This window comes from Hymenobacter sp. YIM 151500-1 (assembly GCF_025979885.1).
GTDB lineage: Bacteria > Bacteroidota > Bacteroidia > Cytophagales > Hymenobacteraceae > Hymenobacter.
On the sequence record NZ_CP110139.1, the window covers coordinates 2,444,537 to 2,466,290 of the forward strand.

General features: G+C 61.7%; 18 protein-coding genes and 1 tRNA gene. 5 read left to right on the forward strand and 14 right to left on the reverse strand.

Annotated features, from left to right (window positions below; all coding sequences use genetic code 11):
• Positions 1–72: 72 nt before the first annotated feature.
• Positions 73–3,564: a TonB-dependent receptor gene (locus tag OIS53_RS10225; RefSeq protein ID WP_264678471.1), complete on the forward strand. Its 3,492-nt coding sequence runs from the start codon at positions 73–75 to the stop codon at positions 3,562–3,564.
• 169 nt (positions 3,565–3,733) lie between these two features.
• Positions 3,734–3,807 (forward strand) — tRNA-Ala (locus OIS53_RS10230).
• 204 nt (positions 3,808–4,011) lie between these two features.
• On the opposite strand, the gene cysK is transcribed toward OIS53_RS10230, so the two are convergent.
• On the reverse strand, positions 4,012–4,932 hold the full coding sequence (gene cysK / locus OIS53_RS10235) for a cysteine synthase A (protein ID WP_264678472.1): 921 nt from the start codon (positions 4,930–4,932) through the stop codon (positions 4,012–4,014).
• Positions 4,933–5,046: 114 nt separating this feature from the next.
• Complete coding sequence (locus tag OIS53_RS10240; RefSeq protein ID WP_264678473.1) at positions 5,047–5,877, reverse strand: serine O-acetyltransferase; 831 nt, start codon at positions 5,875–5,877, stop codon at positions 5,047–5,049.
• Between the two features lie 184 nt (positions 5,878–6,061).
• Here OIS53_RS10240 and OIS53_RS10245 point away from each other — a divergent pair, with 184 nt between their 5' ends.
• Positions 6,062–6,403, forward strand: a complete 342-nt coding sequence (locus OIS53_RS10245) for a cupin domain-containing protein (protein WP_264678474.1) — start codon at positions 6,062–6,064, stop codon at positions 6,401–6,403.
• Positions 6,404–6,467: 64 nt separating this feature from the next.
• Here OIS53_RS10245 and OIS53_RS10250 read toward each other — a convergent pair whose 3' ends face one another.
• The 3 genes from OIS53_RS10250 to OIS53_RS10260 form a co-directional block, all read right to left on the reverse strand.
• The gene (locus tag OIS53_RS10250) at positions 6,468–8,453 is read right to left on the reverse strand and encodes a peptidylprolyl isomerase (protein ID WP_264678475.1); all 1,986 of its coding nucleotides are present in this window, start codon (positions 8,451–8,453) and stop codon (positions 6,468–6,470) included.
• 233 nt (positions 8,454–8,686) lie between these two features.
• The gene (locus OIS53_RS10255; protein ID WP_264678476.1) at positions 8,687–9,742 is read right to left on the reverse strand and encodes an MJ1255/VC2487 family glycosyltransferase; all 1,056 of its coding nucleotides are present in this window, start codon (positions 9,740–9,742) and stop codon (positions 8,687–8,689) included.
• A 309-nt stretch (positions 9,743–10,051) separates the two neighbouring features.
• Entirely contained in the window at positions 10,052–10,990 is a 939-nt protein-coding gene (locus tag OIS53_RS10260; RefSeq protein WP_264678477.1) for a hypothetical protein, read from the reverse strand.
• Positions 10,991–11,294: 304 nt separating this feature from the next.
• Here OIS53_RS10260 and OIS53_RS10265 point away from each other — a divergent pair, with 304 nt between their 5' ends.
• Positions 11,295–11,804: a redoxin domain-containing protein gene (locus tag OIS53_RS10265; protein ID WP_264678478.1), complete on the forward strand. Its 510-nt coding sequence runs from the start codon at positions 11,295–11,297 to the stop codon at positions 11,802–11,804.
• A 56-nt stretch (positions 11,805–11,860) separates the two neighbouring features.
• Here OIS53_RS10265 and OIS53_RS10270 read toward each other — a convergent pair whose 3' ends face one another.
• The 5 genes from OIS53_RS10270 to OIS53_RS10290 all read right to left on the reverse strand — a co-directional run bounded on the left by OIS53_RS10270 (position 11,861) and on the right by OIS53_RS10290 (position 15,673).
• Positions 11,861–12,469 (reverse strand): DUF4136 domain-containing protein, encoded by a 609-nt coding sequence (locus tag OIS53_RS10270; protein WP_264678479.1) that lies wholly within the window; start codon positions 12,467–12,469, stop codon positions 11,861–11,863.
• Positions 12,470–12,668: 199 nt separating this feature from the next.
• Positions 12,669–13,145, reverse strand: coding sequence for a GNAT family N-acetyltransferase (locus OIS53_RS10275; protein WP_264678480.1), 477 nt, complete (start codon positions 13,143–13,145; stop codon positions 12,669–12,671).
• A 31-nt stretch (positions 13,146–13,176) separates the two neighbouring features.
• Complete coding sequence (locus OIS53_RS10280; protein ID WP_264678481.1) at positions 13,177–13,530, reverse strand: DUF5615 family PIN-like protein; 354 nt, start codon at positions 13,528–13,530, stop codon at positions 13,177–13,179.
• Positions 13,527–13,754, reverse strand: a complete 228-nt coding sequence (locus OIS53_RS10285; RefSeq protein ID WP_264678482.1) for a DUF433 domain-containing protein — start codon at positions 13,752–13,754, stop codon at positions 13,527–13,529. Before OIS53_RS10285 ends, OIS53_RS10280 begins: the two co-directional genes overlap by 4 nt.
• 38 nt (positions 13,755–13,792) lie before the next feature.
• Positions 13,793–15,673, reverse strand: coding sequence for an ABC transporter ATP-binding protein (locus OIS53_RS10290; RefSeq protein WP_264678483.1), 1,881 nt, complete (start codon positions 15,671–15,673; stop codon positions 13,793–13,795).
• A gap of 426 nt (positions 15,674–16,099) precedes the next feature.
• Here OIS53_RS10290 and OIS53_RS10295 point away from each other — a divergent pair, with 426 nt between their 5' ends.
• Positions 16,100–17,638, forward strand: a complete 1,539-nt coding sequence (locus OIS53_RS10295) for a hypothetical protein (protein ID WP_264678484.1) — start codon at positions 16,100–16,102, stop codon at positions 17,636–17,638.
• Positions 17,639–17,746: 108 nt separating this feature from the next.
• On the opposite strand, the gene OIS53_RS10300 is transcribed toward OIS53_RS10295, so the two are convergent.
• From OIS53_RS10300 to OIS53_RS10315, 4 genes are all read right to left on the reverse strand, one after another.
• Positions 17,747–18,976, reverse strand: a complete 1,230-nt coding sequence (locus OIS53_RS10300; protein WP_264678485.1) for a PQQ-dependent sugar dehydrogenase — start codon at positions 18,974–18,976, stop codon at positions 17,747–17,749.
• A gap of 145 nt (positions 18,977–19,121) precedes the next feature.
• A complete protein-coding gene (locus OIS53_RS10305) occupies positions 19,122–19,382 on the reverse strand; it encodes a hypothetical protein (protein WP_264678486.1) in 261 nt (86 codons plus the stop codon).
• A gap of 60 nt (positions 19,383–19,442) precedes the next feature.
• Positions 19,443–19,679: an oxidoreductase gene (locus OIS53_RS10310; protein ID WP_264678487.1), complete on the reverse strand. Its 237-nt coding sequence runs from the start codon at positions 19,677–19,679 to the stop codon at positions 19,443–19,445.
• 202 nt (positions 19,680–19,881) lie between these two features.
• Complete coding sequence (locus OIS53_RS10315; protein WP_264678488.1) at positions 19,882–21,636, reverse strand: catalase; 1,755 nt, start codon at positions 21,634–21,636, stop codon at positions 19,882–19,884.
• Positions 21,637–21,754 lie beyond the last annotated feature (118 nt).

A 21,754-nucleotide genomic window follows, 5' to 3' on the forward strand; every position in this document is an offset into this window, starting at 1 on the left:
GGACGGGCTGTAATTTTGCGCCGCTTTTTCGCAAACCCTTTTGCAACCTTTTTTCACCAATCCCCCCACTTTATGAGACGCAGTTTTTACGCTTCAGTGGCTCTAGTGCCCGTGGCGGCCTTGTCAGCCCAGCTCAGCTGGGCGCAGGGTACTACAACCTCGGCTATGAACGGTATTATTACCGACAAGTCGGGGGAAGGGTTGCCTGGAGCAACTGTAATTGCCGTGCATAACCCCACGAACACCCAGTACGTGGCGCCGACCAACTCGGAAGGCCGTTTCAACATCCAGAACATGCGCGTGGGTGGGCCTTATACCATTCGCGTTACGTTCGTAGGCTACCAGGAAGCCGTTCGGGAAAACATCTTCCTGACTCTGGGCCAGAACCAGCGGGTAGACATCAACCTGAGCGAAGCTACTACAGAACTGGCCGGCGTAACCGTTACGGGCCGCCAGGACCCGATTATCAACTCCGGCCGTACGGGGGCGGCTACTACGGTACAACGTGAGCAAATCGAGCGCCTGCCCACGCTGAACCGCTCTTTTGCTGACTTCACGCGTTTAACACCGCAGGCCAATGGTCTAAACATCGGCGGCCGTAGCGCCAGCTTCAACAACTTCACCGTTGATGGTGCCGTCTTCAACAACGCCTTTGGCTTGTCAGGCTCGGTAGGGGGCCAAACGAATGCCCAGCCTATTTCCATCGACGCTATTGAGCAAATTCAGGTAAGCCTGGCCCCGTACGACGTGCGTCAGGGCTCCTTCACCGGGGCTGGCATCAATGCTATTACCCGTGCCGGTTCGAACCAGGTAACTGGCTCAGTGTATTTTTTCAACCGTAACCAGCGGGAGTTTTTCCTCGGCCGCAGAGTGGGCGACCAGGAAGTGGCAATTACCGACTTTCGCCTGCAGAACTACGGTTTCCGCGTCGGCGGTCCAGTCATCAAGGATAAAGTATTCTTCTTCCTGAACGGGGAGCGGGAGCGTCGCACCGACCCGCCGTCCGGCAACTTCATAGCCAGCCGCACCGACCTGCCGGCCAACGGCACCAGCGTTTCGCAGGTAAGCGAGGCTCAGTTGAATACCCTCAGCAACTTCCTGCAAATGCAGTTTAACTACAATCCGGGCCCCTACCAGGGCTACAGCCAGCGCCAAAATAGCGACAAGGTTACCGCCCGTATCGACTGGAACATCAGCCAGAACCACCGGCTAAACGTGAAGTACAACCTGCTCCGCTCGCTGGCTGATGTGCCGCCGAGCAACAGTGGCGCCATCACCTCACGCTCAGGCACGCAGTTTGGCCTGCCCTTTCAATCGGCTTACTACGAAATCAACAACAACCTTGACTCGTACATTGCTGAGCTGAACAGCACCTTCGGCACGCGCTTCTCGAACAACCTGACCGTAGGCTACACAGCTTTCCGTGACTTCCGCGTTGCCGCTTCGCCTTCCATTTTTCCCTTCGTGGAAATCGGCAACGGGGCGCCCGGTCAGAACGTGAACCAGACGCTAACTTCGTTTGGCTTCGAGCCTTTCACGGCCGGCAACCTGCTGGACACCGATGTGTATCAGTTCGGTGACAACTTCACGGCCTTTTTGGGTAAGCACAACGTAACCGTGGGCACTTATAACGAGCACTACCGTTTCCGCAACGGTTTTGCGCCCAACTACAACGGCCTGTTCCGCTTCAACTCGCTGGAGGACTTCTACAGCGCCAACGGTTTTGCCTACGACCGCACAACCAACGCCTTGACGCCGCTGGGGGCCGGTACTGCCCGTGCTCTGCCTTCGCAGTTTCAGCTACAATACGCCGCCAATGCGGACGGTGAGTTCCCCTACGCCCGCATCGAGGCCACCCAGCTGGGCTTGTACGTTCAGGACGAATATACGCCCTTCAGCAACCTGCGCGTGACCGTAGGCGTGCGCGGCGACTTACCCATCATCTCGTCGGATGTGGAGCAAAACCAGAATGCCGCTAACCTGACCTTCCGGGATGGGGTGCGCATCAACACGGGCCAGCTACCCAACTCTCGCGTGCTTTTCTCGCCCCGTGTTGGCTTCAATTGGGACGTGAACGATGACAAGAAAACGCAGCTGCGTGGTGGTACCGGGGTCTTTACCGGCCGTGTGCCTTTTGTGTGGATTTCCAACCAGGCTAGCAACAACGGGGTGCTGTTCGGCAGCATTTTCGCCAACAACGCTGCGACAGGTATTGGCAATTATCCGTTCCGCACAGACGTGAGTGCTTATGTTCCGGCCAGCCGCGCTGCCAACACGCAGTATAACCTGGCAGTAACCGACCGGGACTTCAAGTTCCCGCAGGTATGGCGCACCAACCTGGCTGTAGACCAGGAGTTGCCCGGTGGTATTGTTGCTACCTTGGAAGGCTTCTACACCCGCGACCTGAACGCTGTATACCTGCAAAACGTGAACCTGCCGGGTAGCGAGTCCGCTCCGTTTGCTCGGGCTAACGGCCCGGACAACCGCCCGATCTTCTACACCTTCGGCGCTCTTAATACAACCGGCAACAACGCTGGTCTGTACACGGTAGCTCCCGTGGGCACTGGTGCTAACGCTCGCCAAAGCCTGATTTCCAATAACCGCATCTATAGCGGTCAGGGTGGCGCTACGGCTGCCAACCCCAACATCACAGATGCTATTCTGCTGAAGAACACCAACAAGGGCTACTCCTACGCCGTAACCGGCCAGCTACAGAAAAGCTTTGACAGTGGCCTGTTCGCTAGCTTGGCGTACACCTACACTGATGCCCGTACTGTAAACGATGGCGGCTCAATTGCCCAGTCGCAGTGGCGCGACCGTCCGGTATCGGGCGACCCCAACGCCAACGTGCTAAGCTACGCCAACTTCCTGCAGCGTCACCGGATAGTAACCGTAGGCTCTTACCGCCGTGAGTACTTCAATCACCTGGGCACGACGCTGTCGGTGTTCTACACGGGTGCTCCGCAGGGCCGCTTCAGCTACCTCTACGGTGGCGACGTGAACGGCGACGGGGCCGGTGGCAACAACGACCTGATCTACATTCCGCGCAACCGGGGCGAGATTATTCTGCGCGACCTCACCTTCTTCGCGGGCACACCCCAACAATACACGTACACGGCCGACCAGCAGTACGCCGACTTGGATGCCTATATCAATCAAGACGAGTATCTGCGTAACCGTCGCGGTGAGTATGCTGAGCGCAATGGTGGTGAGTTTCCCTGGCTGCACCAAGTGGACCTGAAGCTGATTCAGGACATCTTCTACAACGAGACAAACCGCCACACGCTGCAGCTGAGCCTCGACATCTTCAACGTGGGCAACTTGCTGAACTCGGAATGGGGTACCATCCAGGCTACCAACCGTAACAGCGGTGTCCTCAACTTCAGCGGCTACACTGCTCAAGGCCAGCCTGCTTTCACCTTCCCCTACCTGACCAACCCCACCCGCGCTACCGACGGCACCGTAACGCCGGCCGTGCCGCTAAGCCGCACCTTCCGCGACAACGTGACCACCATTGGTTCGCGTTGGCAGGCTCAGGTTGGGGTGCGCTACATCTTCAACTAAGCCAACGGTTTATCTTTCGAAAAGTGGGCTGGCAGTAGTGCCAGCCCACTTTTTTTGGTTTACCGAATCGAAAAAACTTACGTTATTTTCGCCTTTCTACTTGCAGATTCAAAAACACGCCGTACTTTTGTCACACTCAAACGCAGCCGGCGAATGAGAACTACAACCTGGGGGATTAGCTCAGCTGGCTAGAGCGCTTGCATGGCATGCAAGAGGTCATCGGTTCGACTCCGATATTCTCCACTACAAAGCCCAACCACATGGTTGGGCTTTTCTTTTTTCCGGTTATACGCCCATGCGCTTTTACCACAGAGGCCCAAGCTGCGAAGCAGAAGTATAATGGAAGTACTAGCCCATCAGAAAACGAGCTTGCCCTGGAGCAAGCTCGTTTTCTGTTAATCGGCCACAAAATCCGTGTAATCCGGTAAATCCGCCTCAATCCGCGGTTCAGACGAACAAGCCTTCTACCGACAAGTACCGCTCGCCGGTGTCGTAGCAGAAGGTGAGGATGCGGCTTCCTTCCGGCACCTCGGGGAGCTTGCGGGCCACGGCGGCCAGGGAAGCGCCGGATGAGACGCCGATGAACAAGCCTTCCTCGCGGGCGGCGCGGCGGGCCATGTCGAAGGCTTCCTGCTGGCTGATCTGGATAACGCCGTCGAGGACTTCACGATGCAGGTTGTCGGGGACGAAGCCGGCGCCGATGCCCTGGATGGGGTGCGGGCCGGGGGCGCCGCCGCTGATGACCGGAGACAGTTCGGGCTCCACGGCAAAGGTTTTCATGTCGGGAAAAAGGGGCTTGAGCACTTCCGTAACGGCCGTGATGTGGCCGCCGGTGCCCACGCCCGTGATGTGGAAGTCGAAGCCCTCGGGAGCGTCGCGCAGGATTTCCTGGGCGGTGGTTTCGGCGTGCACCTTGATATTGGCGGGGTTGCTGAACTGCATGGGCATCCAGGCACCGGGCGTGTCGCGCACGATTTCGTGAGCTTTTTCGATGGCGCCTTTCATGCCTTTCTCGCGGGGCGTCAGCTCCAGGTTGGCGCCGTAGGCGGCCATGAGACGGCGGCGCTCAATGCTCATGCTCTCGGGCATGACCAGCGTGAGCCGGTAGCCTTTTACGGCCGCTACCATGGCCAGGCCCACGCCGGTGTTGCCGGAGGTAGGCTCCACAATCAGGCTGTCGGGGCCAAGGATGCCGTCCTGCTCGGCCTGCTCAATCATGCTTAGGGCAATCCGGTCCTTGATGCTGCCGCCGGGGTTGGCGCGCTCCAGCTTCACCCACACCTCCACGTCGGGGCGGTGGGCAAACAGGCGGTTGAGGCGCAGCAGCGGGGTGTTGCCGATGGTGTCCAGAATGGTGGTGGCTTTCATGTGCTTGGGGTCTTAGGGTCTTGGGGGTTTAGAGACTTAGTGAATGTGCGAAGGTTGTTGAGGCGCAATTGTCAACTCAAAAGTCTCACTTCTCACTGTCTCACTGTCTCACTTCTAAATAGAGAACATAATATCCTCAGCGGGGTCTTCGGAGCGGGTGACGTGGATGTGGGCGCGGTGGTAGACGCGGGAGTGGGACGGGACGCTTTCCGTGAGCCACACGTTGCCCCCGATGATGCTGTGGCTGCCCACGGTGGTGCTGCCACCCAAAATAGTAGCGCCAGCGTAAATCACCACGTGGTCTTCGATGGTGGGGTGGCGCTTGATGCCCTGCAGGTGCTTGGCTACGCTGAGTGCGCCGAGCGTTACGCCTTGAAAAATCTTGACGTGGGCCCCAATTACGCAGGTTTCGCCGATAACCAGGCCCGTGCCGTGGTCGATGCAGAACGAGGGTCCGATACGGGCGCCGGGGTGGATGTCGATGCCGGTGCGCTGGTGGGCGTACTCGCTCAGCATGCGGGGCACGCGGGGCACACCGCGCTGGTGCAGGCCGTGGGCGAAGCGGTGCAAGGCAATGGCGTAGAAGCCAGGGTAGGTGCTTACTACTTCGGCCAGGCCCTGGGCGGCCGGGTCGGCGGCCACAATGGCGGCGGCATCCTGGAGCAGAAGCTGGCGCAGGTCGGGCAGGGCATCCCACAGTTCGGCGGCTACATCGGCGGCGGGGCGCGACAGAGGCACGAGGCGCAGCAGCGCGGTGAGGTCGTCCTCAAGCTGGCGCAGCGTGGCGGCTACGGCGTCGGCGTCGCGCAAAGGACGCTCGGCCCGCTCGGGAAACAGCAGGTCCAGGAGCTGCTCGGCCAAGTGGCAGAAGGCTGCTGCGGGCAGGGGAGCCGCCGTGGAGCGGTGGGCCTGGGTGAGGTCGTGCAGAAAATCGGCAGAAGACATAGCAATGGCAACTAGCAGGACAGCCCGCGGCCGGAAGATACAGCCGATGCAGTTTTTCCAAACCACGCCGGCGCCCGAAGGTTTGGCGGAGAACGGCAAAGTAACCCCTCCCCTCTTCCCACCGTTAGGCAACTCGGCGGCTTTGGCTGCCTGCATTCTTTCCACCTAACCTTCTCTCTGCCCCATGGCCGACACCACCGTTACCAAAATCGACTCCCGCAACTCGCCCAAAGGCCCCGAGGGCGAAAAATACCTGGCTTCCGGCATCCACGTCTCGATGCGCCTCTGGGAGAATGAGCAGCCCAGCGAGGCTAAAGAGCCTTCGGCCCGTCCGTATGAAACGGTGGGCTACGTAATTCAGGGCCGCGCCGAGCTGCACATCGAAGGGCAGATGGTGCTGCTGGAACCCGGCAACTCCTGGGTGGTGCCCAAAGGCGCCAGCCATACGTACAAAATCCTGGAGTCATTCACGGCGGTAGAAGCCACTACTCCCCCGGCCCAGGTGCACGGCCGCTCCGAGAACTAGGCTTCCATACGCCGTTAATGCTAACCCGTGCCATTCCTCCCGGCGGTCGGAATGGCACGGGTATTTATTTTACCAGCTCTATCCGCTCAATTTTGTCACCGATGCCGAGGCGGCTGACGACGTCCATGCCTTCGACTACCTGGGCGAAAATGGTGTAGCGGCCGTCGAGGTGGGGTGTGGGGGCGTGGGTGATAAACCACTGGCAGCTCTCGGTGTCTTTGCCAGCCGAGGCCAGGCCCACGGCCCCTTCGGTGTAGCGCAGGTCGGCGAATTCGGAGCGCAGGTTGTAGTCGGAGCTGCCCCAGCCGTCGCCACGGGGGCAGCCGCCCTGGGCCACGAAGTTGGGCACGACGCGGTGGAAGTTCTTGCCGTTGTAAAAGCCCTGGCGCGTCAGCTCCACGAAGCTAGCCACTGAGCCGGGAGCCTGCTCCACCAGCAGATGCAGGATGATGCGCCCCTTGCTGGTCTGAATGACGGCGCGCTGCCCGGCCGGGATGCTGGTCACCATGTCCCAGTTGATGGGGTGCGTGGCCGCTTGGGCAACGGGCGCGGGGGTGGCCGGGCGGTTTTGCAGGAAGTCGATGGTTTGCTGTAAGGACTGCCAGGCCTCCACGTCGCGAGGCAAGGTGAGCTGGTCGCGGGCCCGCACCAGGAAATCGGGGTTGGGCAGCAGGCGGCGCAGGTCGAGCTTGGGGTCCCGGATGGCTTCGGCGGCAATGCCCATCTTGGCTACGTCGCCGCTGAGCACGCCCCGCCGCAGGGCCAGCGCCACATCGGGGTAGCGGCTTTCCGGAAAGTCTTTCTGCTGGCGCATCGTCACCAGGGCTTCCATGCCGTAGGTGCCTACCACCACGCTCTGCTGGGGCGCGAAGGTGGTTTGCAGGACAAATTCAAAGGCGTCTGGGTCTTCGGCCAGGGCTTTCAATAAGTAGCCCCGCTCGTACACGTCGGGAATGGCGGCGTACCGCTCCTGGATGGCCTGCCGGATGGCGGCCCGCTCGGGACCAGGCTGGCGCAGGGCAGCGGCCAGCAGCGTAGCCCGCACCCGCCACGGCACCAGCTTGTTGGCTTTTTCCAGAAACAGCGTGCCCGGCTCGTTGGTGGCGTGAGCCAGGAAGAACTCGGCGGCGGCCAGCGCAACCTGGTCGTGGGCATCGGTAAGGGCCGCCCAGGCGGCTTCCTTCACCGGGGCGTACATGGCGGCATTCATGGCGCGCAAGGCACTCACCCGTACTCGATAGTCGGCGTCGCGGCGGGCCAGGGTGGCTAGCACGGCCGGCACTGCTGGTGCTTCGGCTGCTTTGCCGAGGGCGCCGGCCGCCGCACTGCGCACGGTGTATGAGGCATCGGACTGAGCGGCGCTGCTCACGGCGGCGGCGTAAGGCGCCAGGTTGAGGCCGCGGGTGCGGGCCAAGGCGTTGGCAGCGGCCAGCCGGGCACTGATGGGGTTGGCCGGAGCCAGCAGCTGCACCAGCCGGCTTACCGCAGCTTCCGAGGTCAGGCCCCGCAGGCCAGCGCGGTACAGGCCCCAGGCCTGGCCGCTGAGGGCGGCCGTGTCGGCGGCCAGGGCAGCAGGCAGGCGCACCAGCGTGCCCAGGCCGGCGCGGGAGGTGCAGCGGCCCAGGGCTTCCAGCACGTAGCGGCGCACCACGGCGTCAGGTTCGGTTGCAACGCGTTGTTGCAGGGCCGCTTCGGCGGTGGAGTCGGCGGTTTGGCCCAGGGCGTAGGCGGCAGCCCGGCGCACGGCGGCATCAGCATCGGGCAGGCGCGCGGCCAGGGCTGGCGTGGCGGTTTTGTCCTGCACCGAGGCCAGGGCTTCGGCGGCGGCGCGGCGGTACGTGCCCTCGGGCCGGCTCAGGTAGGGCAGCAGAGCGGCGGTGCGGCGCTCGTCCTGCACCGTGGCAATGCGGCGCAGAACAGAGTCGGTGGCAAAGACATTGGAAGCCGGCGCTACCGTGGAAGCCACCGGGCGCGAAGCACAGGCTCCCAGCCCCGCACACCCCACTACGGCCGCCACCGTCGCCGCGCGGTACAAAGCGTGGTTGGTCATGGTTGCCCTAAGTTAGGCACTATGGGAATGTGGTTGAATGGGCGAGAATGTGAGAAATGTGAGTAGCTGAGGAAATGTGTTACTCTGAGTGCAACGCAGGACCGTGCTACTGCAAAATGACTGGCACCTGAAATGCCTATCCTGCCATCTCGTTTTCACGTGAGCAGGTCCCGCGTTGTACTCACAACGACACATTTTTCACATTCTCGCACATTCAACCACATTCTTCCCATTTACCCTATCCCCGCCAACACGCTACCCAGCGCAGCAAACAGCTCTTCGTTGCCGGCTTGCTGGTAGGTGGTGAGGGCCTGGTCGAAGCCGGAAAGGTCGTAGAGGAAGGCTTTGAGGTGGTCGGGGGTAAGGGCGCTGAAGTGGCGGCCGTAGCCCAGCTTCTCGACTTCGGCGGCATTCAGAAACTGCTCGAACTGAGCCGGAATAGGCACGGCGCAGATGGGCTTGTGCAGGTACACGGCCTCGCTGATCAGGGAAAAGCCACCGTTGGTGACGACGGCCTGGGCACTGGCCAGGTCCTGGATGAAGCCTTGCTCACTGAAGGCCCGCAGCTGCACGTTGCCGTGGTCCTCTTCGCGGTTGAAGCCGTACACCCGAAACTCCTGCCCCGGCAGCTGCTGCAGCAGCGCCACCAGGTCCTTTTGCGTGGTGGCCGACTGGTACACGAGCACGTGCTGGCCGCGGGTGGGCGTCTGGGCCAGAATTTCGGGACGAATAATGGGCGGCACCAGGGTGGTGCGCTCCTTGAGCAAGGGCAGCCGGAAGAAGGTGGTAACCAGGTAATGGTGGCTGCCGGGCAGCTTGGCGCGCACAATCTGGCGGGCCAGGCTAAGGTTGCCGCGTTCCTGGGGCGGCACGGCCACATCGAGCTGGGCCCGGCTGAGTATCTGCATGTTGTCGATGCTGATGACGGGCAGCCTTTTCAGCTTGGCAAACAAAAAGCTGAACGATTCAAAGTCGGAAATCACTGCGTCGGGCGCGAAGCTGCCGAGCAGCTCCCGGTACTTGCGGAAGTTGACTTGCAGGTTTTCCGGGGCCGTGCGCAGGGTAAGGGCCGCCGTGCGCGACTTCGACACGGTAAGCTGCTTATATGCCAGGTGAAACCCGCGAATCTCGTGCACCCGCCCCGGAAAGTTGGCCGCCAGCAGCTGGTAGGCCCGGGAGCTGCTGACCACCTGCACGTTGTGCCCCTGGCTGAGCAGGTGGCCGATAACGACTTTGCTGCGGGTAGCGTGCCCCAGCCCTTCGCCGGGTACTCCGTAGAGGATGTTCATCTGGGTGAATGAATAAATGAGTGAATGAGTGGATGAGTGAATGAGTGGATGGGTGCAGATATAGCCTCGGAGGGGCGACATATCGATAGCAAAGGTCGAGGTAAAAGAACCGAAAGCCCCAGCAGGGCGACACCCATCGTTGAACGGTTGTGTCGCCCTGCTGGGGCTTTGAACATACAGTACCTGCTGATTTCTACCGATATGTCGCCCTCCGGGGCTATGTCTGCACCCATCCACTCATTCACTCATTTACTCATTTACTCATTTACTCATTTACTCATTTACTCATTCACTCATTCACTCATTCATCTACCGCCGCGCGGTGGGGATGCGGAATTGCAGGCCTAGGCTGGGAATGAAGGTGAGGCCGCTGAGCTTAGCGGTTTTGTTGTTCAGGAGTTGATACTCCCCGTAGTTTTGGTAGTACACCGATAGGGCGGGAATGAAGTAGGCGTAGCGGTAGCCCAGCTTGGCATTAAAGAAAGCGCCGAACGAGCTGAAGTTCTGGCGGGTGGTGCCCAGCTCCGGCACCCGGTCGTTGACGAAGCCGCTACCGGGGCCGTTGTAGAGGTTGCGGGGCTGGAACCCGTAGCGCAAAAAGCTGTGCGCGTACACCACTCCGTAAGAAATGGCCCCGATTTCCTCCTCCGCCCCCAGCGACTGGCTGAACACCAGCGGCACGAGCAAATCGTGGCGGCTGGCCCGGAAGCCCAGCACGCTGTTCACGTCATCCAGAAACGGAATATTGGGCAGCTTGGCCCGCTGCGTAGCGTATTGCAGGCCGATGCTGCCGTAGGTGGCACCGGGCTGGCCGCCGGGGTTTTCGGGCGTGCCGGTAGGACCCAGAAACTGGTACATGGCATCGAACACGTGCGAGCCAAACGCATACTTGTAGCCCACGTCGAGCCGGTTGATGACCCCGTAGCGGATGTACAGGTCGGAGGCCGGCCGCACGGGGTCGAGGGCGTAGGCCAGGGCGGCCGTTTGCAGCCGCTCGATGGTTTGGTTATAGCGGACGGTGTCCTTGTTGGCGGCTTCCTCAGCCGCTTTCAGCAGGGCCGAGCCTGTTTTGCCGATGGTTTCGGTGGGCAGGTTGAAGGCCAGGTTGCCGCCGGCTCGAAACTCGCCGCGGGGCGTCACTTTGCCCGTGCTCACAATGGCGCGCGGAGCGGTGCAAGAGGCAGCGGTAAGTAAAGCCGCCGCAGCCGTCAGGCGCACCGCAGCACGAAAAAAGGAAAGCAGGAGCATAACAAAACGAGAAGAAGACGGAAGGCGGTGGGCCAAAACCGGGCCGAAAGTACGGAAAGTAGCCGCGCGGCCTGCCGGCGGCCGGGCTTCCGGGGAGTGAGCTGCCTTACCTTGACTTCCTGTTGAGGACGAATTTTCCGCAGAACACGCAGGAGCCGGCGCGGAGGGCGCCGGGACTTTCATGCCTTGGCGCTGCGCGCAAACGTTTTGCTCGAAGGCTCTGTTCAGGTGGCGGATGCTCAGGCAGGAGCCGTACCTTGCCTGAGGCAACCCGTAGTGCTCTGCGGTGCCTGTTTTGCTGCCTATGTTGCGTTTTCTTTGTTTGCTGACGCTGGCCTTACTGCTGAGCGCGGCAGCCCACCTACCGGCTGGGGCTGCCAAGGCTACGGTGTACATATTTCTATCCGACACCTGCCCCATCTGCCAGGCCGCCACGCCGACGCTGCGTCAGCTGCACGCCTCCTTCGCGACGCGGGGCGTGGAGTTTGTGGGCGTGTTTCCGGAAGAGCAGCTGCGCCCGGCCGACCTGGTGCTGTTTCAGAAGCATTACCCCCTGCCCTTCCCACTTCGCCTCGACCAGCGCCAGCAGCTGGTCCGCCGCTTTGGGGCGCGCATTACGCCGGAAGTGGTGGTAACGGCCCCCGATGGCCGCGTGCTGTACCAGGGCCGCATCGACGACAGCTACGCCCGCCTGGGCCAGCGCCGCACCGTGGTGCAGCACCACGAGCTGCGCGACGCCCTGACCGCCGTGCTGGCCGGCCAGCCCGTAGCCCAGCCCCGCACCGAGGCGGTGGGCTGCTACATCAACCTATAGAGCACGCCCTGACGCCACAACGAGGCCAGCGGCCGGGCAACCACTCACTACAAGGCTCAGCGTTCCACGGCCTCGCCGGAGCCGCCTTGCAGGTAGCCTTCCGTAAACACGTGGTACTGGTCGAAGATGGAGCGCACGGAGCGCCGCAAGATGATTTCAGCCTGGTTGCCTTGCGGAATGCTCACGCCCGAAGCGTAGCCGTTCCACACGGCCCGGTTGGTTTTGCTGTCGATGAGAGTGATAAGCAGCGTGCCTTCGGTGAGCAGCATCCGGACGGGCTCGTAGCCTTGGCGGGCTTCCTTTGGCGTTTCGTCGTCCTCGGCGTAGCCATTGTTTACCCACTTGGTGAAGTCCTGCTGCATGTAGCCGCGGAAGCGCATGTCGCCCTCAAATAGCCGGAAGTTCACGAGCAGGTCGGGGTTGCGGCGGGCCGGGCGGTAGCCCTGGACTTTCAGGCGGGTGCGGATGGCGTCGCGCACGGCTTCGCCTAGGCGGCTGGTGTCGGCTGTCAGTCCCTGGCCGGTCACAAACTCATAGGTGCGGTAGCGCCGAAACTGCCCAGCATAGCTGTAATCGGACTCGACACGGGCCTCACGCGCGGCGAAACAGCCGCATAACGACAAAGCCAGCGCATAGCCGGCCAGGTGGGTAACACTCAGTTTCATTGGCACTCGGGTTTGGCGTACCTCCTAAAATACGAAACCCCCAAGGCTTATCGGCTGCTACCTACCTTAAAAAATTATAATCTTTACTTTCCTTATATATATAGGAATTTTCCTCTTATCAGTAAAATCTGCGTTACAGCTACTCTACGAGTGGTCTGCTGCTTTCGGAAGCGTAACCAGCTGCACGAAGCGCGCATGTCTATTTTTCTTTCACCGCATCGGGCGGTAGTTCTTTCTCCAGTACGATAGTCAGGCCGCGCGGGCTTTGCATCGTCCCGATAATGTCGAAGCCGTGGCGGAGGTTGAGCAGGAGCATGGCCCGCCAGCGGTTGAACGTGTGGGTGCGGATGCGCTGGTAGCCCTGCTGCCGGCACCAGGCGTGTTGCCGGCGCATCAGCTCAGCGGCAATGCCCCGCCCCTGAAAGTCGGGATGCACCCCACCCAGCCAGCTGTAGTAGTGGCCCGGCTGCCGCTCGTAGCCCAGCTTGCAGCCCACCACCTGCCCCTCAGCCACGGCCAGCCACGCCTGCACCGGCTGACGCTGCTGCTGGTAGCGCAGGTCCTGGGCCACGTCGGCGGCGGAAGTTTCCAGGGCCGCGGCCAGCAGCTCGACTACTGGCTGCCAGGTAGGGACATCGGGCGAGAGTTGTTTTTGAAACAAATATTCCTGAATCATACGCTACCAAAGCCAAGGGCTTTCCTGACAATTATTCCCGAGGAATAAGCAGGTGCTGGTTCAACTCAACCAAGTTGTGTTCTGCAAACAACTCTACAATAGCCGGTAGTCGTTCGGTGAGCAGTTGCAACAATTCCGTGTTGCCGATATTACCGGTTGTAATCAGCAGCAAACGGCTCGGCTGTCGGCTTACCAGGTAGCTGTGCAGGAAGTCAGCATCTTTTGTGATGATGATGCGCCCGGTTGCGACAGCTAACTGGCGTAGCTCCGTATCAGTTGTCCTGTCACGCTGCGGCAAGTCGTCGGTATGCAGGCAGTCCAGCCCCTTGTACCGCAGCAGATGCGCCACCCGAGCTGGCAGCTGGGCATCGACGAGGAACTTCACGAAGCGGCGTAGGGCAGGGTTTTCAGGTCGCTCAACCGGGCACCATACGCCAGGCAGGCACGAATATCAGCCTCTTCCAGAGCCGGATAATCGGCCAGAATTTCGGCGTGACTCATGCCAGCGGCCAATAAATCCAGAATCAACGACACCGGGTAGCGCATCCCGCGAATGCAGGGCTTGCCGTGGCAAATGTCGGACTGAACGGTAATGCGGGCAGAATCCATGGCAGGAGGATACTAAAGCGTCAGCGAAAAATACGAAACTACCGGTACCCGGCGGCTTGCAACTGGAACAGCTCGGCGTAGCGGCCGCCGCGGGCCAGCAGCTCCTCGTGGCTGCCGATTTCCACGAATTGGCCGTTCTCAATCACCAGAATCCGGTCGGCCATGCGCACGGTGCTGAAGCGGTGGCTGATGAGGATGGCGGTTTTGCCTTGAGTGAGGTCCTTGAAGCGCTGGAACACCTCGTACTCGGCGCGGGCGTCGAGGGCGGCGGTGGGCTCGTCGAGGATGAGCAGCTGGGCGTCGCGCATGTAGGCGCGGCCCAGGGCAATTTTCTGCCACTCGCCCCCGCTCAGGTCCACGCCCCCGTTGAAGCGGCGGCCAATCATCTGGCTGTAGCCCTCGGGCAGCTTGGCAATGACGGAATCGGCGAGGCTCAGGGCGGCGGCTTGTTCGATGCGGGGCTGGTTTTCCTTTTCCTCAATGCGGCCCACGGCCAGGTTGTGGCCGGCCGGCAGCTGAAAGCGCACGAAGTCCTGAAAAATCACCCCGATTTCCTGGCGCAGCTCGGCCGGGTCGTACTCGCGCAGGTCGTGGCCGTCGAGCAGGATGCGGCCCTCGGTGGGGTCGTAGAGGCGGGCCAGCAGCTTGACCAGGGTGGTTTTGCCGGCGCCGTTTTCGCCTACCAGGGCCAGCTTTTCGCCGGCTTGCAGCGTGAAGTTGAGGTGGCGCAGGGCCCACTTGCCGGCGTTGCGATACTGAAAGCCTACGTTTTCAAACGTAAAGCCCTGCCGGATGGGCCGCGGAAACGGCCGCACTGCCCGCCCCGCCGCCGGCCGCACAATGCGGGGCTGGAGGTGGAAGAAATCAAAGAAGTCCTGCAAGTACAAAGCGCCCTCGGCCACCGAGCTGAAGCGGCTCAGAATGCCTTCGAGCAAGCCGCGCATGCGGGCAAAGGAGCCGGCCAGAAACGTGAGCTGACCAATGGAAATCTGCCCGCGCACGGCTTGGCTGATGATATAGACGTAGGCCGCGTAGTAGCCCGCTGCCCCTACGGCCGCGAAAAACGTGCCCCAGCCCGCCCGCCGAATCACCAGGTCTTTGTTTTTCTGGTAGAACTCGTCAGATAAGGTGCGGAACCGCTCAATCAAAAAGCCCGACAGCCCGAAAATCTTCACTTCCTTGGCCGTTTCGTCGGAGGCACCGGTTTGGCGGAGGTAGTCCAGCTCCCGCCGCTCGGGCGTCCAGCCGTGCACCAGCGAGTAGCTGCGTTCATTGAAGTGCGACTCGCCCAGGAAGGCCGGCACCACCGCCACCAGCAGCAGCCCCAGCAGCCAGGGGTTGAAGGCGGCCAGGCCCACGGCCAGAAACACCATCGTAATCGTGTCCTGGGCTTGGCTGAGCACCTGGGCCATGAGCACCGTGCGCGAGAGGGTCTGGCGGCGGGCCCGCTCCAGCTTGTCGTAAAAGGCCGAGTCCTCGAACTGGTCGAGGTCCAGCTCGGCGGCGTGCTGCATGAGGCGCACCGAAGTTTGGTTGGCAAACAAGTCGCCGAGCAGCGAGTCGAGCAGGGCCACGCCGCGGCCCAGGGCATCAGAGAGGATGGCCAGGCCGAACTCCAGGGCTACCAAGGTCAGCACCGGCGTCAGCTCCCGTGCTTCGGCCGGCTGCCGGCTTAGCGCCAGCACCGAGTCCAGGATAAGCTGGGCCACGTAGAGCATGGCCACCGGCAGGGCCGCCCGCAGCAGGCGCAGGGCTACGTTGCCCAAGGTCAGGGCCGGGCTGGTCTGCCAAATGAGGCGCAGAAACTCCGGCAGGTTACGCAGAGCCGAAAACCGCTCCTTCACCGTCAGGGCTGGTTTGCCGTCGGGCCGGGGCCGCTTGGCCGATATTGTTGAGAAAAATGAGTCAGAACGAGCCATAGGCCAGCTATACGGCACACTTCGCGCCGGAGTACGCAGGCAGCCGTTTTGGCAGGGAGCTGAGTGAATGAGTGAATGAGTGAATGAGTGAATGAGTAGATGCGTGAATGGGTGAAGGTGGATGGTCAGCCCCGGCGGGGCGGCATATCGGTAGAAATCAGCGGGTACTGTATGTTCAGAGCCCTAGCGGGGCGACACTTGACGTCTGCACACCGATGTGTCGCCCCGCTGGGGCTTCATATACACAACTATGTTGGCTTGCTACCGATATGCCGCCCCTCCGGGGCTGTGCATCCACCTTCACCCACTCACTCATTCACGCATTCACTCACTTATCACTCACTCATTCACGCATTCACTCACTTATTCACGCATCACCTTTCAACTCGTACTTTTACCTAGTTTGCTTTCGTTTTCAGCTTCGTTATGCTGTCCAGTATTCTCCAGGCCCCATTTCCCGACGCTTCCCGGCAAGCTCACTACGAGGCGGTGCATGCTACGCTGGCGGCGGCTGGCACGGAGGGCCTGCTGCTGGGCAACCTGGAAGTGGCCGGCGAAACCCTTGACGCGGTGGTAGTGCTGCCGCACGGCGTTACGGTGCTGCTGCTGGTGGCCGGCGGTGGGCAGCTCACGGTTCCGCGCCTGACCACCGACCCGTGGCTGCTCGACGGCCAGCCCCTCCCCGGCTTTGGTCCTGCCAACGACAACCCGTTGCAGCGGTGGCAGCGGCAACGGGAGGCGCTGGTGGCCTGGCTGGCCTGGCAGCCGGAGGTGGCGCCCATCCCGGCAGCTGCCATTACGGGCCTGGTGGTGTTCGGGCAACCCGTCACGTTCGGGGCCGAGGTGGAAAAGCACCTGCGCGTACACCCGGCCGCCGACGATTTGCAGCTGCTGGCTCACTTGCCGCAGCTGCCGCGCCGCTTGCAGCACGTGGAGGGACAGGTAGCTTTTGGCTCCGAAGACCTGCGCCGCTGGGCGGTCCGCTTGCAGCAAGAACTCAACGCGGGGGCCGCCTCTTCGGAAGAGCCAGCGCCCGGCACCGCGCAAGGCTTCTGGGCCCACAAAGCGCAGCAGGTGTGGCGCTGGCTCGGCGCCGAAGATGTACCCGCCGACCCACCTTACGACTCCTATACCTCGGCCCCCGATGCTGTAGCCGCCAGCCAGCAGGAAAAGCAGCGCCTGGAGCAGATGCGCCAGCAGGTGCGCACCGAAGTCAGCCAGCAAACCCAGGCTATGGAAGCCCGCGAGGCCGAGCGTGACCACACCATTGCCCAGCTGCGGCAGCAGCTGGCCGCCGCCTCGGCCGCGGCCCCCGAAACGGCCCGCCTGCAAGCTCAACTGGCCCGCGAAGCCCGCGAAAAGGTGGCGCTGGAAGAAGCCATCCGGGCGGCGCGGGCCGAGTCGGCGGCGCGCAACCGGGAGCTGGACGCCCGTATTCAGCAGCTGGGGCAGCTGATTGAACAGCTGCAGGCGCGGCCCGCCCCACCGGTCCCGGAGCCGCAGGCAGGTTCCGCGCCGGTTCGGACGGCTCCACGTTTGCGTCAATCTGCGCCAGTGCTCCAGCAGCGGCCAACCGCGCAACCGTGGCGGCTGCGGTGGGTCCGGCTGGCGGCGGTGGTGGCCGTAGCCGGCGGATTGGGTGCCCTTGGCACGTGGGGCCTGAGCCGGCTGCCACTAGCGCGGCGCCCAGTGGCTGAGAAAGTGGCCCGGCCCGCGACTAGAGCGGTTACTGAAAATGAAAACCTGGAAACCGCCGCTCCTACCCTATTCGACATTCAACCCGACACCGTCCACCTGTCTTCCGGCGAAACGCAACAGTCGGATTCTGAAGTAACAGAGCCCGCCGAGCCCGAAAGCACGGAGCCGGTTCCTGTTCAGGCGCCGCCCGCAGCTGAACAGGACGAGGTTATGGATCCGGTAGAGGCCCCGGACGATGACGAGAACAGCGAAAATGACGACGTGTAAGCCGATGTTCATTCTCCTGGTTCAGCGTAAGCCAGCAACCAAAACCGGCCAGCAAAAACGCGCTGTACGTTTCTGCTGGCCGGTTGCCGTGGTAGAAACCAGTCGGGTTTAGCGGTACGCCACCCGGTAGATTACGCCATTGGTGTCGTCCGACACAAGTAGGGCCCCGTCGCGGTTTACGGCTACTCCCACCAGGCGGGCAAACTGGGAGCGGTTGTTGTTCACCAGAAAGCCCGTCAGGAAGTCATCGAAGCGGGTAGGCTGGCCGTTTTCAAAATGCACCCGCACCACCTTGTAGCCCGAGGGCGTGCTGCGGTTCCAGGAGCCGCGCATGGCTACGAAGGCGTCGTTGCGGTACTCCTGCGGAAACTGGGTGGCCGTGTAGAAGGCCATGGCCATGGGCGCCGCGTGGGCCTGGTAGGTGAGCGTGGGCAGGGTGGTAAGCTTGAGGTACTGCGCGTAGGTGGTGTCGCCTTTGGGCCGGTCGGAGGGGTTGTACTTGCCTTCGCCGTAGATGTAAGGCCAGCCGTAGTTGGCGCCGGCCGTAATCTTGTTCAGCTCCTCTTTCTGCTCGTCGTCGCCCAGCCAGTCGATGCCGTGGTCCATGCCCCACAGCTCGTTGGTGGTCGGGTGCCAGCCAAAGCCGATGGTGTTGCGCAGGCCCTTGGCAAATATCCGCCGGTTGGTGCCATCGGCGTCGGCAATCAGGATGGTGGCGTTTTCCTTGTTGGGCTCGGGGCAGGAATTACAGGTGCTGCCCACCGTGATGTAGAGCTTGCCGTCGGGCCCGAAGGCTATGGTGCGGTTGGGGTGCTGCCCACCGTCCGGGAGGTTATTGAGCAGCTGACGGGGCGTTTGCAGCGTGCCGTCCATGTTGATGCCGGCCACGTACAGCTCGCGCACCGCCACAATGTAGAGGTTGCCATTGTGGATGGTCAGGCCGTGGGCCTGGCGGATGTTGGCCACCACCTGCTTGCGGTCCGAAACACCATCGGCGTTGGTATCCTGGAGCAGTGTCACCGTGCCGGCTTCCCGGTCGGAGTAGTACACGTGGCCGGCGCTGCTCACGGCTAAAATGCGCGGCTTACCCAGCCCCTCGGCGAATTTGTTGACCGCAAAGCCGGCGGGCACGCGCAGCTGCTGCACGTTTTCGGCGGAGGGCGGCGCCAGAGCCGGCCGGAACACGAAGCCCTGCACTCCGGCGGTGGTAGGCTCCTTGTCGGTTTCAGGAATCATGGATTCCCAGACGTCTTCGTCTTCGTCGTCATCCTTGCTGCACCCCGTGACAAGGCCGGTGGAGACGGTAAGGGCTACAGCTAGTTTCAGCCAGGTTTTCATAGCGGAGAAGGTTAGGTGAAGTAGTGCGTTTACGGGCTTGCTCCGCGTTCAGTTCAGCTACTTCAGCCTAACCATGCTATTTTATCAGAGCTGCTCTCCAGGCCGCCGACCGACACACTACCACACCCTTTCGGGTGCCGTGTTTCTACGCATTTTTGATTTTGCCTTGGTTGTCCCAGTGGCTGTGCTTGACGTGCAGGGTGCCCGGCTCCCGCTTGATGGTGCGGGTGTACCGCTCCCCCACGATTTTGCCGTCGGGGCGGCGCTTGCCGAAGAACAGTGTCACCGGCTCACCGTGCTCATTGGTCAGGAAGGTGATGTCGTAGCCTTTGAACACGTCGTTGATACTGGACTTGGGCTCGTAGATTTTGCTTAGCTTTTTTTCTAGCTCGGAGTGCAGGGGCATACTACTGGCAGGGTAAAAGGTATTTCTTACGTAATGGGGGCAAGTTTCGTCCTTGCCGGGCTAGGGCTCGAATACCACGCGCATCACGTTGTCGGTTTTGTCTTTGAGCATCTGGTAGCCCTCGGCGCCGTACTCCAGGGGCATCCGGTGGGTGAGCAGGTAGACCGAGTTTACGTTGCCGCGCTGCACGTGTTCCAGCAGGCGCAGAAGGTAGCGACGGGCGGGCAGCTGACCCATCCGGAAGGTGAGGCCCTTATGCACGGCCGTACCCGTGGGCAGCTTGCCCCTAAAACGCAACAGGGAGCCCCATGTGAGGCTCCCTGTTGGGTAAATCTTCGATACAGAAAAGCGTGCCTTATAAGGGCGAAACTTGGCTGTATCTTCTTTCTGCTCCGCTTCAGCGCACGAACAGAGTCAGAAGTATCTGGAATGGCGCCATATGAATCTGACACCCAATACCTGCTTTGCTCGTGCGCTGGGTGAAACGCAGCGGTACTGCTTAGTACGGCTTGGCGTCGTGGGCCATTTCCTCGGCTTGCTGCACGGCGGCGTTGGCGCCGGGCTGGCCGTGCAGGCCGTTGGCGCTGCCGTTCTGGCCATTCTGGCCGTTCTGGCCCAGGCGGCGGCCCATGTAGCGGCGAGAAGCGGCGCTGGGGTTCTTGGCGGCTTTGTCGAGGCTTTCGCGCAGGCGGCGGCCGTACTCCTCGTCGCACTTGCCGAACAGGGCTACCATGCGGTTCTGGACTTCCTCGGTGGCGGCGCTCAGAGCATCGGTCAGGTTGTTGATGAGGTCTTCCTTCTCGATGTCGTTGTGCAGGCGCCACCGCTCCCCGGCTTGCTTGAAGTCGACGTCGCCGTGGCGGTCAATCTTCTGGCGCACGAGGCGGGCGTTGTAGTGGGGCTCGTGCTCCTTGCCGGCACGGGGGCTTTCGGTGAGGCCGTTCAGGGAGCTGGGCTCGTAGTTGACGTGGGGGTTCTGGTTCGGGGCCGTGTCCACGTGGTAGGCCATCTGGCCGTCGCGCTGGTTGGTGGCCACGTGCTTCTTGGGCGCGTTGATGGGCAGCTGCAAGTAGTTGGTGCCCACGCGGTAACGCTGGGTGTCGGAGTACGAGAAGGTGCGGCCTTGCAGCATCTTGTCGTCCGAGAAATCGAGGCCATCCACCAGCACACCCGTACCGAAGGCTACTTGCTCTACCTCGGCAAAGTAGTTTTCGGGGTTGCGGTTCAGCGTCATCATGCCCACGGGCAGGTGCGGAAATTGGTCTTCGGGCCAGAGCTTGGTGTCGTCGAGCGGGTCGAAATCCAGCTCGGGGTGCTCCCCATCTTCCATAATCTGCACGCGCAGTTCCCACTTCGGGTAGTTGCCGCGCTCAATGGCTTCGTACAGGTCCTGGGTAGCGTGGTTGAAGTTCTTGGCCTGGATGGCTTCGGCTTCGGGCTGGGTTAGGTTTTTGATGCCTTGCAGGGGCTCCCAGTGGTATTTCACTAGCACGCCCACACCCTCTTTATTCACCCACTTGTAGGTGTTCACGCCTGAGCCCTGCATTTGGCGGTAGTTGGCCGGAATGCCCCAGGGCGAGAACAGGAAGGTGAGCATGTGCACCGACTCCGGCGTGTTGCTCATGAAGTCAAAGATGCGGCCCCCGTCCTGGAGGTTGGTTACCGGATCGGGCTTAAGGCAGTGCACCATATCCGGGAACTTCAGGGCGTCGCGGATAAAGAACACCTTGAGGTTGTTGCCCACCAGGTCCCAGTTGCCGTCTTCGGTGTAGAACTTCACCGCAAAGCCGCGCGGGTCGCGCAGGGTTTCGGGCGAGTGGCCGCCGTGGATTACCGACGAGAAGCGCACGAACACCGGCGTCTGCTTACCGGCCGTGTTAAACAGCTTGGCTCGGGTGTACTTCTCGATAGGCTCGTCGCCCACTTTGCCGTAGGCCTCGAACACGCCGTGGGCCCCAGCGCCGCGGGCGTGTACCACCCGCTCCGGAGTCCGTTCCCGGTCGAAGTGGCTCATTTTTTCGAGGAACTGGTAGTTCTCCAGCGTCACGGGGCCGCGGTTGCCCACGGTGCGCACGTTCTGGTTGTCGTACACGGGATGGCCCTGGCGGGTGGTCAGGGTCTGGGCGTTTTCGCCCTGAGCCGTGCGCTGGTCGTGCGCAGTGCCTGCCCCCGTTACGGCCGTGCCCGTGCCGTCGCCGGAAACGGCGTGGCCGTTTTGGGCTTGGTTTTCGTTGGAATTTTGGTTGGCGCTCATGATGAATCAGGTAAGATGATACTGCAAGTATACAATGCGTCATAAGTCATTGTTCGCCCTAGCGGAGAATAATTCTCCACTGGACTGACCTTGAAGGCCCAAAAAATTTTGTCCTGAG

Bases quoted from the DNA above. Each gene is read 5' to 3' on its own strand.
- OIS53_RS10250 (WP_264678475.1), bottom strand. From the start codon at position 8,453: ATGACCAACCACGCTTTGTACCGCGCGGCGACGGTGGCGGCCGTAGTG.
- OIS53_RS10285 (WP_264678482.1), bottom strand. From the start codon at position 13,754: ATGGATTCTGCCCGCATTACCGTTCAGTCCGACATTTGCCACGGCAAG.
- OIS53_RS10295 (WP_264678484.1), top strand. From the start codon at position 16,100: ATGCTGTCCAGTATTCTCCAGGCCCCATTTCCCGACGCTTCCCGGCAA.
- OIS53_RS10260 (WP_264678477.1), bottom strand. From the start codon at position 10,990: ATGCTCCTGCTTTCCTTTTTTCGTGCTGCGGTGCGCCTGACGGCTGCG.
- cysK (WP_264678472.1), bottom strand. From the start codon at position 4,932: ATGAAAGCCACCACCATTCTGGACACCATCGGCAACACCCCGCTGCTG.
- OIS53_RS10265 (WP_264678478.1), top strand. From the start codon at position 11,295: ATGTTGCGTTTTCTTTGTTTGCTGACGCTGGCCTTACTGCTGAGCGCG.
- OIS53_RS10315 (WP_264678488.1), bottom strand. From the start codon at position 21,636: ATGAGCGCCAACCAAAATTCCAACGAAAACCAAGCCCAAAACGGCCAC.
- OIS53_RS10245 (WP_264678474.1), top strand. From the start codon at position 6,062: ATGGCCGACACCACCGTTACCAAAATCGACTCCCGCAACTCGCCCAAA.
- OIS53_RS10275 (WP_264678480.1), bottom strand. From the start codon at position 13,145: ATGATTCAGGAATATTTGTTTCAAAAACAACTCTCGCCCGATGTCCCT.
- OIS53_RS10270 (WP_264678479.1), bottom strand. From the start codon at position 12,469: ATGAAACTGAGTGTTACCCACCTGGCCGGCTATGCGCTGGCTTTGTCG.
- OIS53_RS10255 (WP_264678476.1), bottom strand. From the start codon at position 9,742: ATGAACATCCTCTACGGAGTACCCGGCGAAGGGCTGGGGCACGCTACC.
- OIS53_RS10240 (WP_264678473.1), bottom strand. From the start codon at position 5,877: ATGTCTTCTGCCGATTTTCTGCACGACCTCACCCAGGCCCACCGCTCC.
- OIS53_RS10300 (WP_264678485.1), bottom strand. From the start codon at position 18,976: ATGAAAACCTGGCTGAAACTAGCTGTAGCCCTTACCGTCTCCACCGGC.
- OIS53_RS10290 (WP_264678483.1), bottom strand. From the start codon at position 15,673: ATGGCTCGTTCTGACTCATTTTTCTCAACAATATCGGCCAAGCGGCCC.
- OIS53_RS10305 (WP_264678486.1), bottom strand. From the start codon at position 19,382: ATGCCCCTGCACTCCGAGCTAGAAAAAAAGCTAAGCAAAATCTACGAG.
- OIS53_RS10225 (WP_264678471.1), top strand. From the start codon at position 73: ATGAGACGCAGTTTTTACGCTTCAGTGGCTCTAGTGCCCGTGGCGGCC.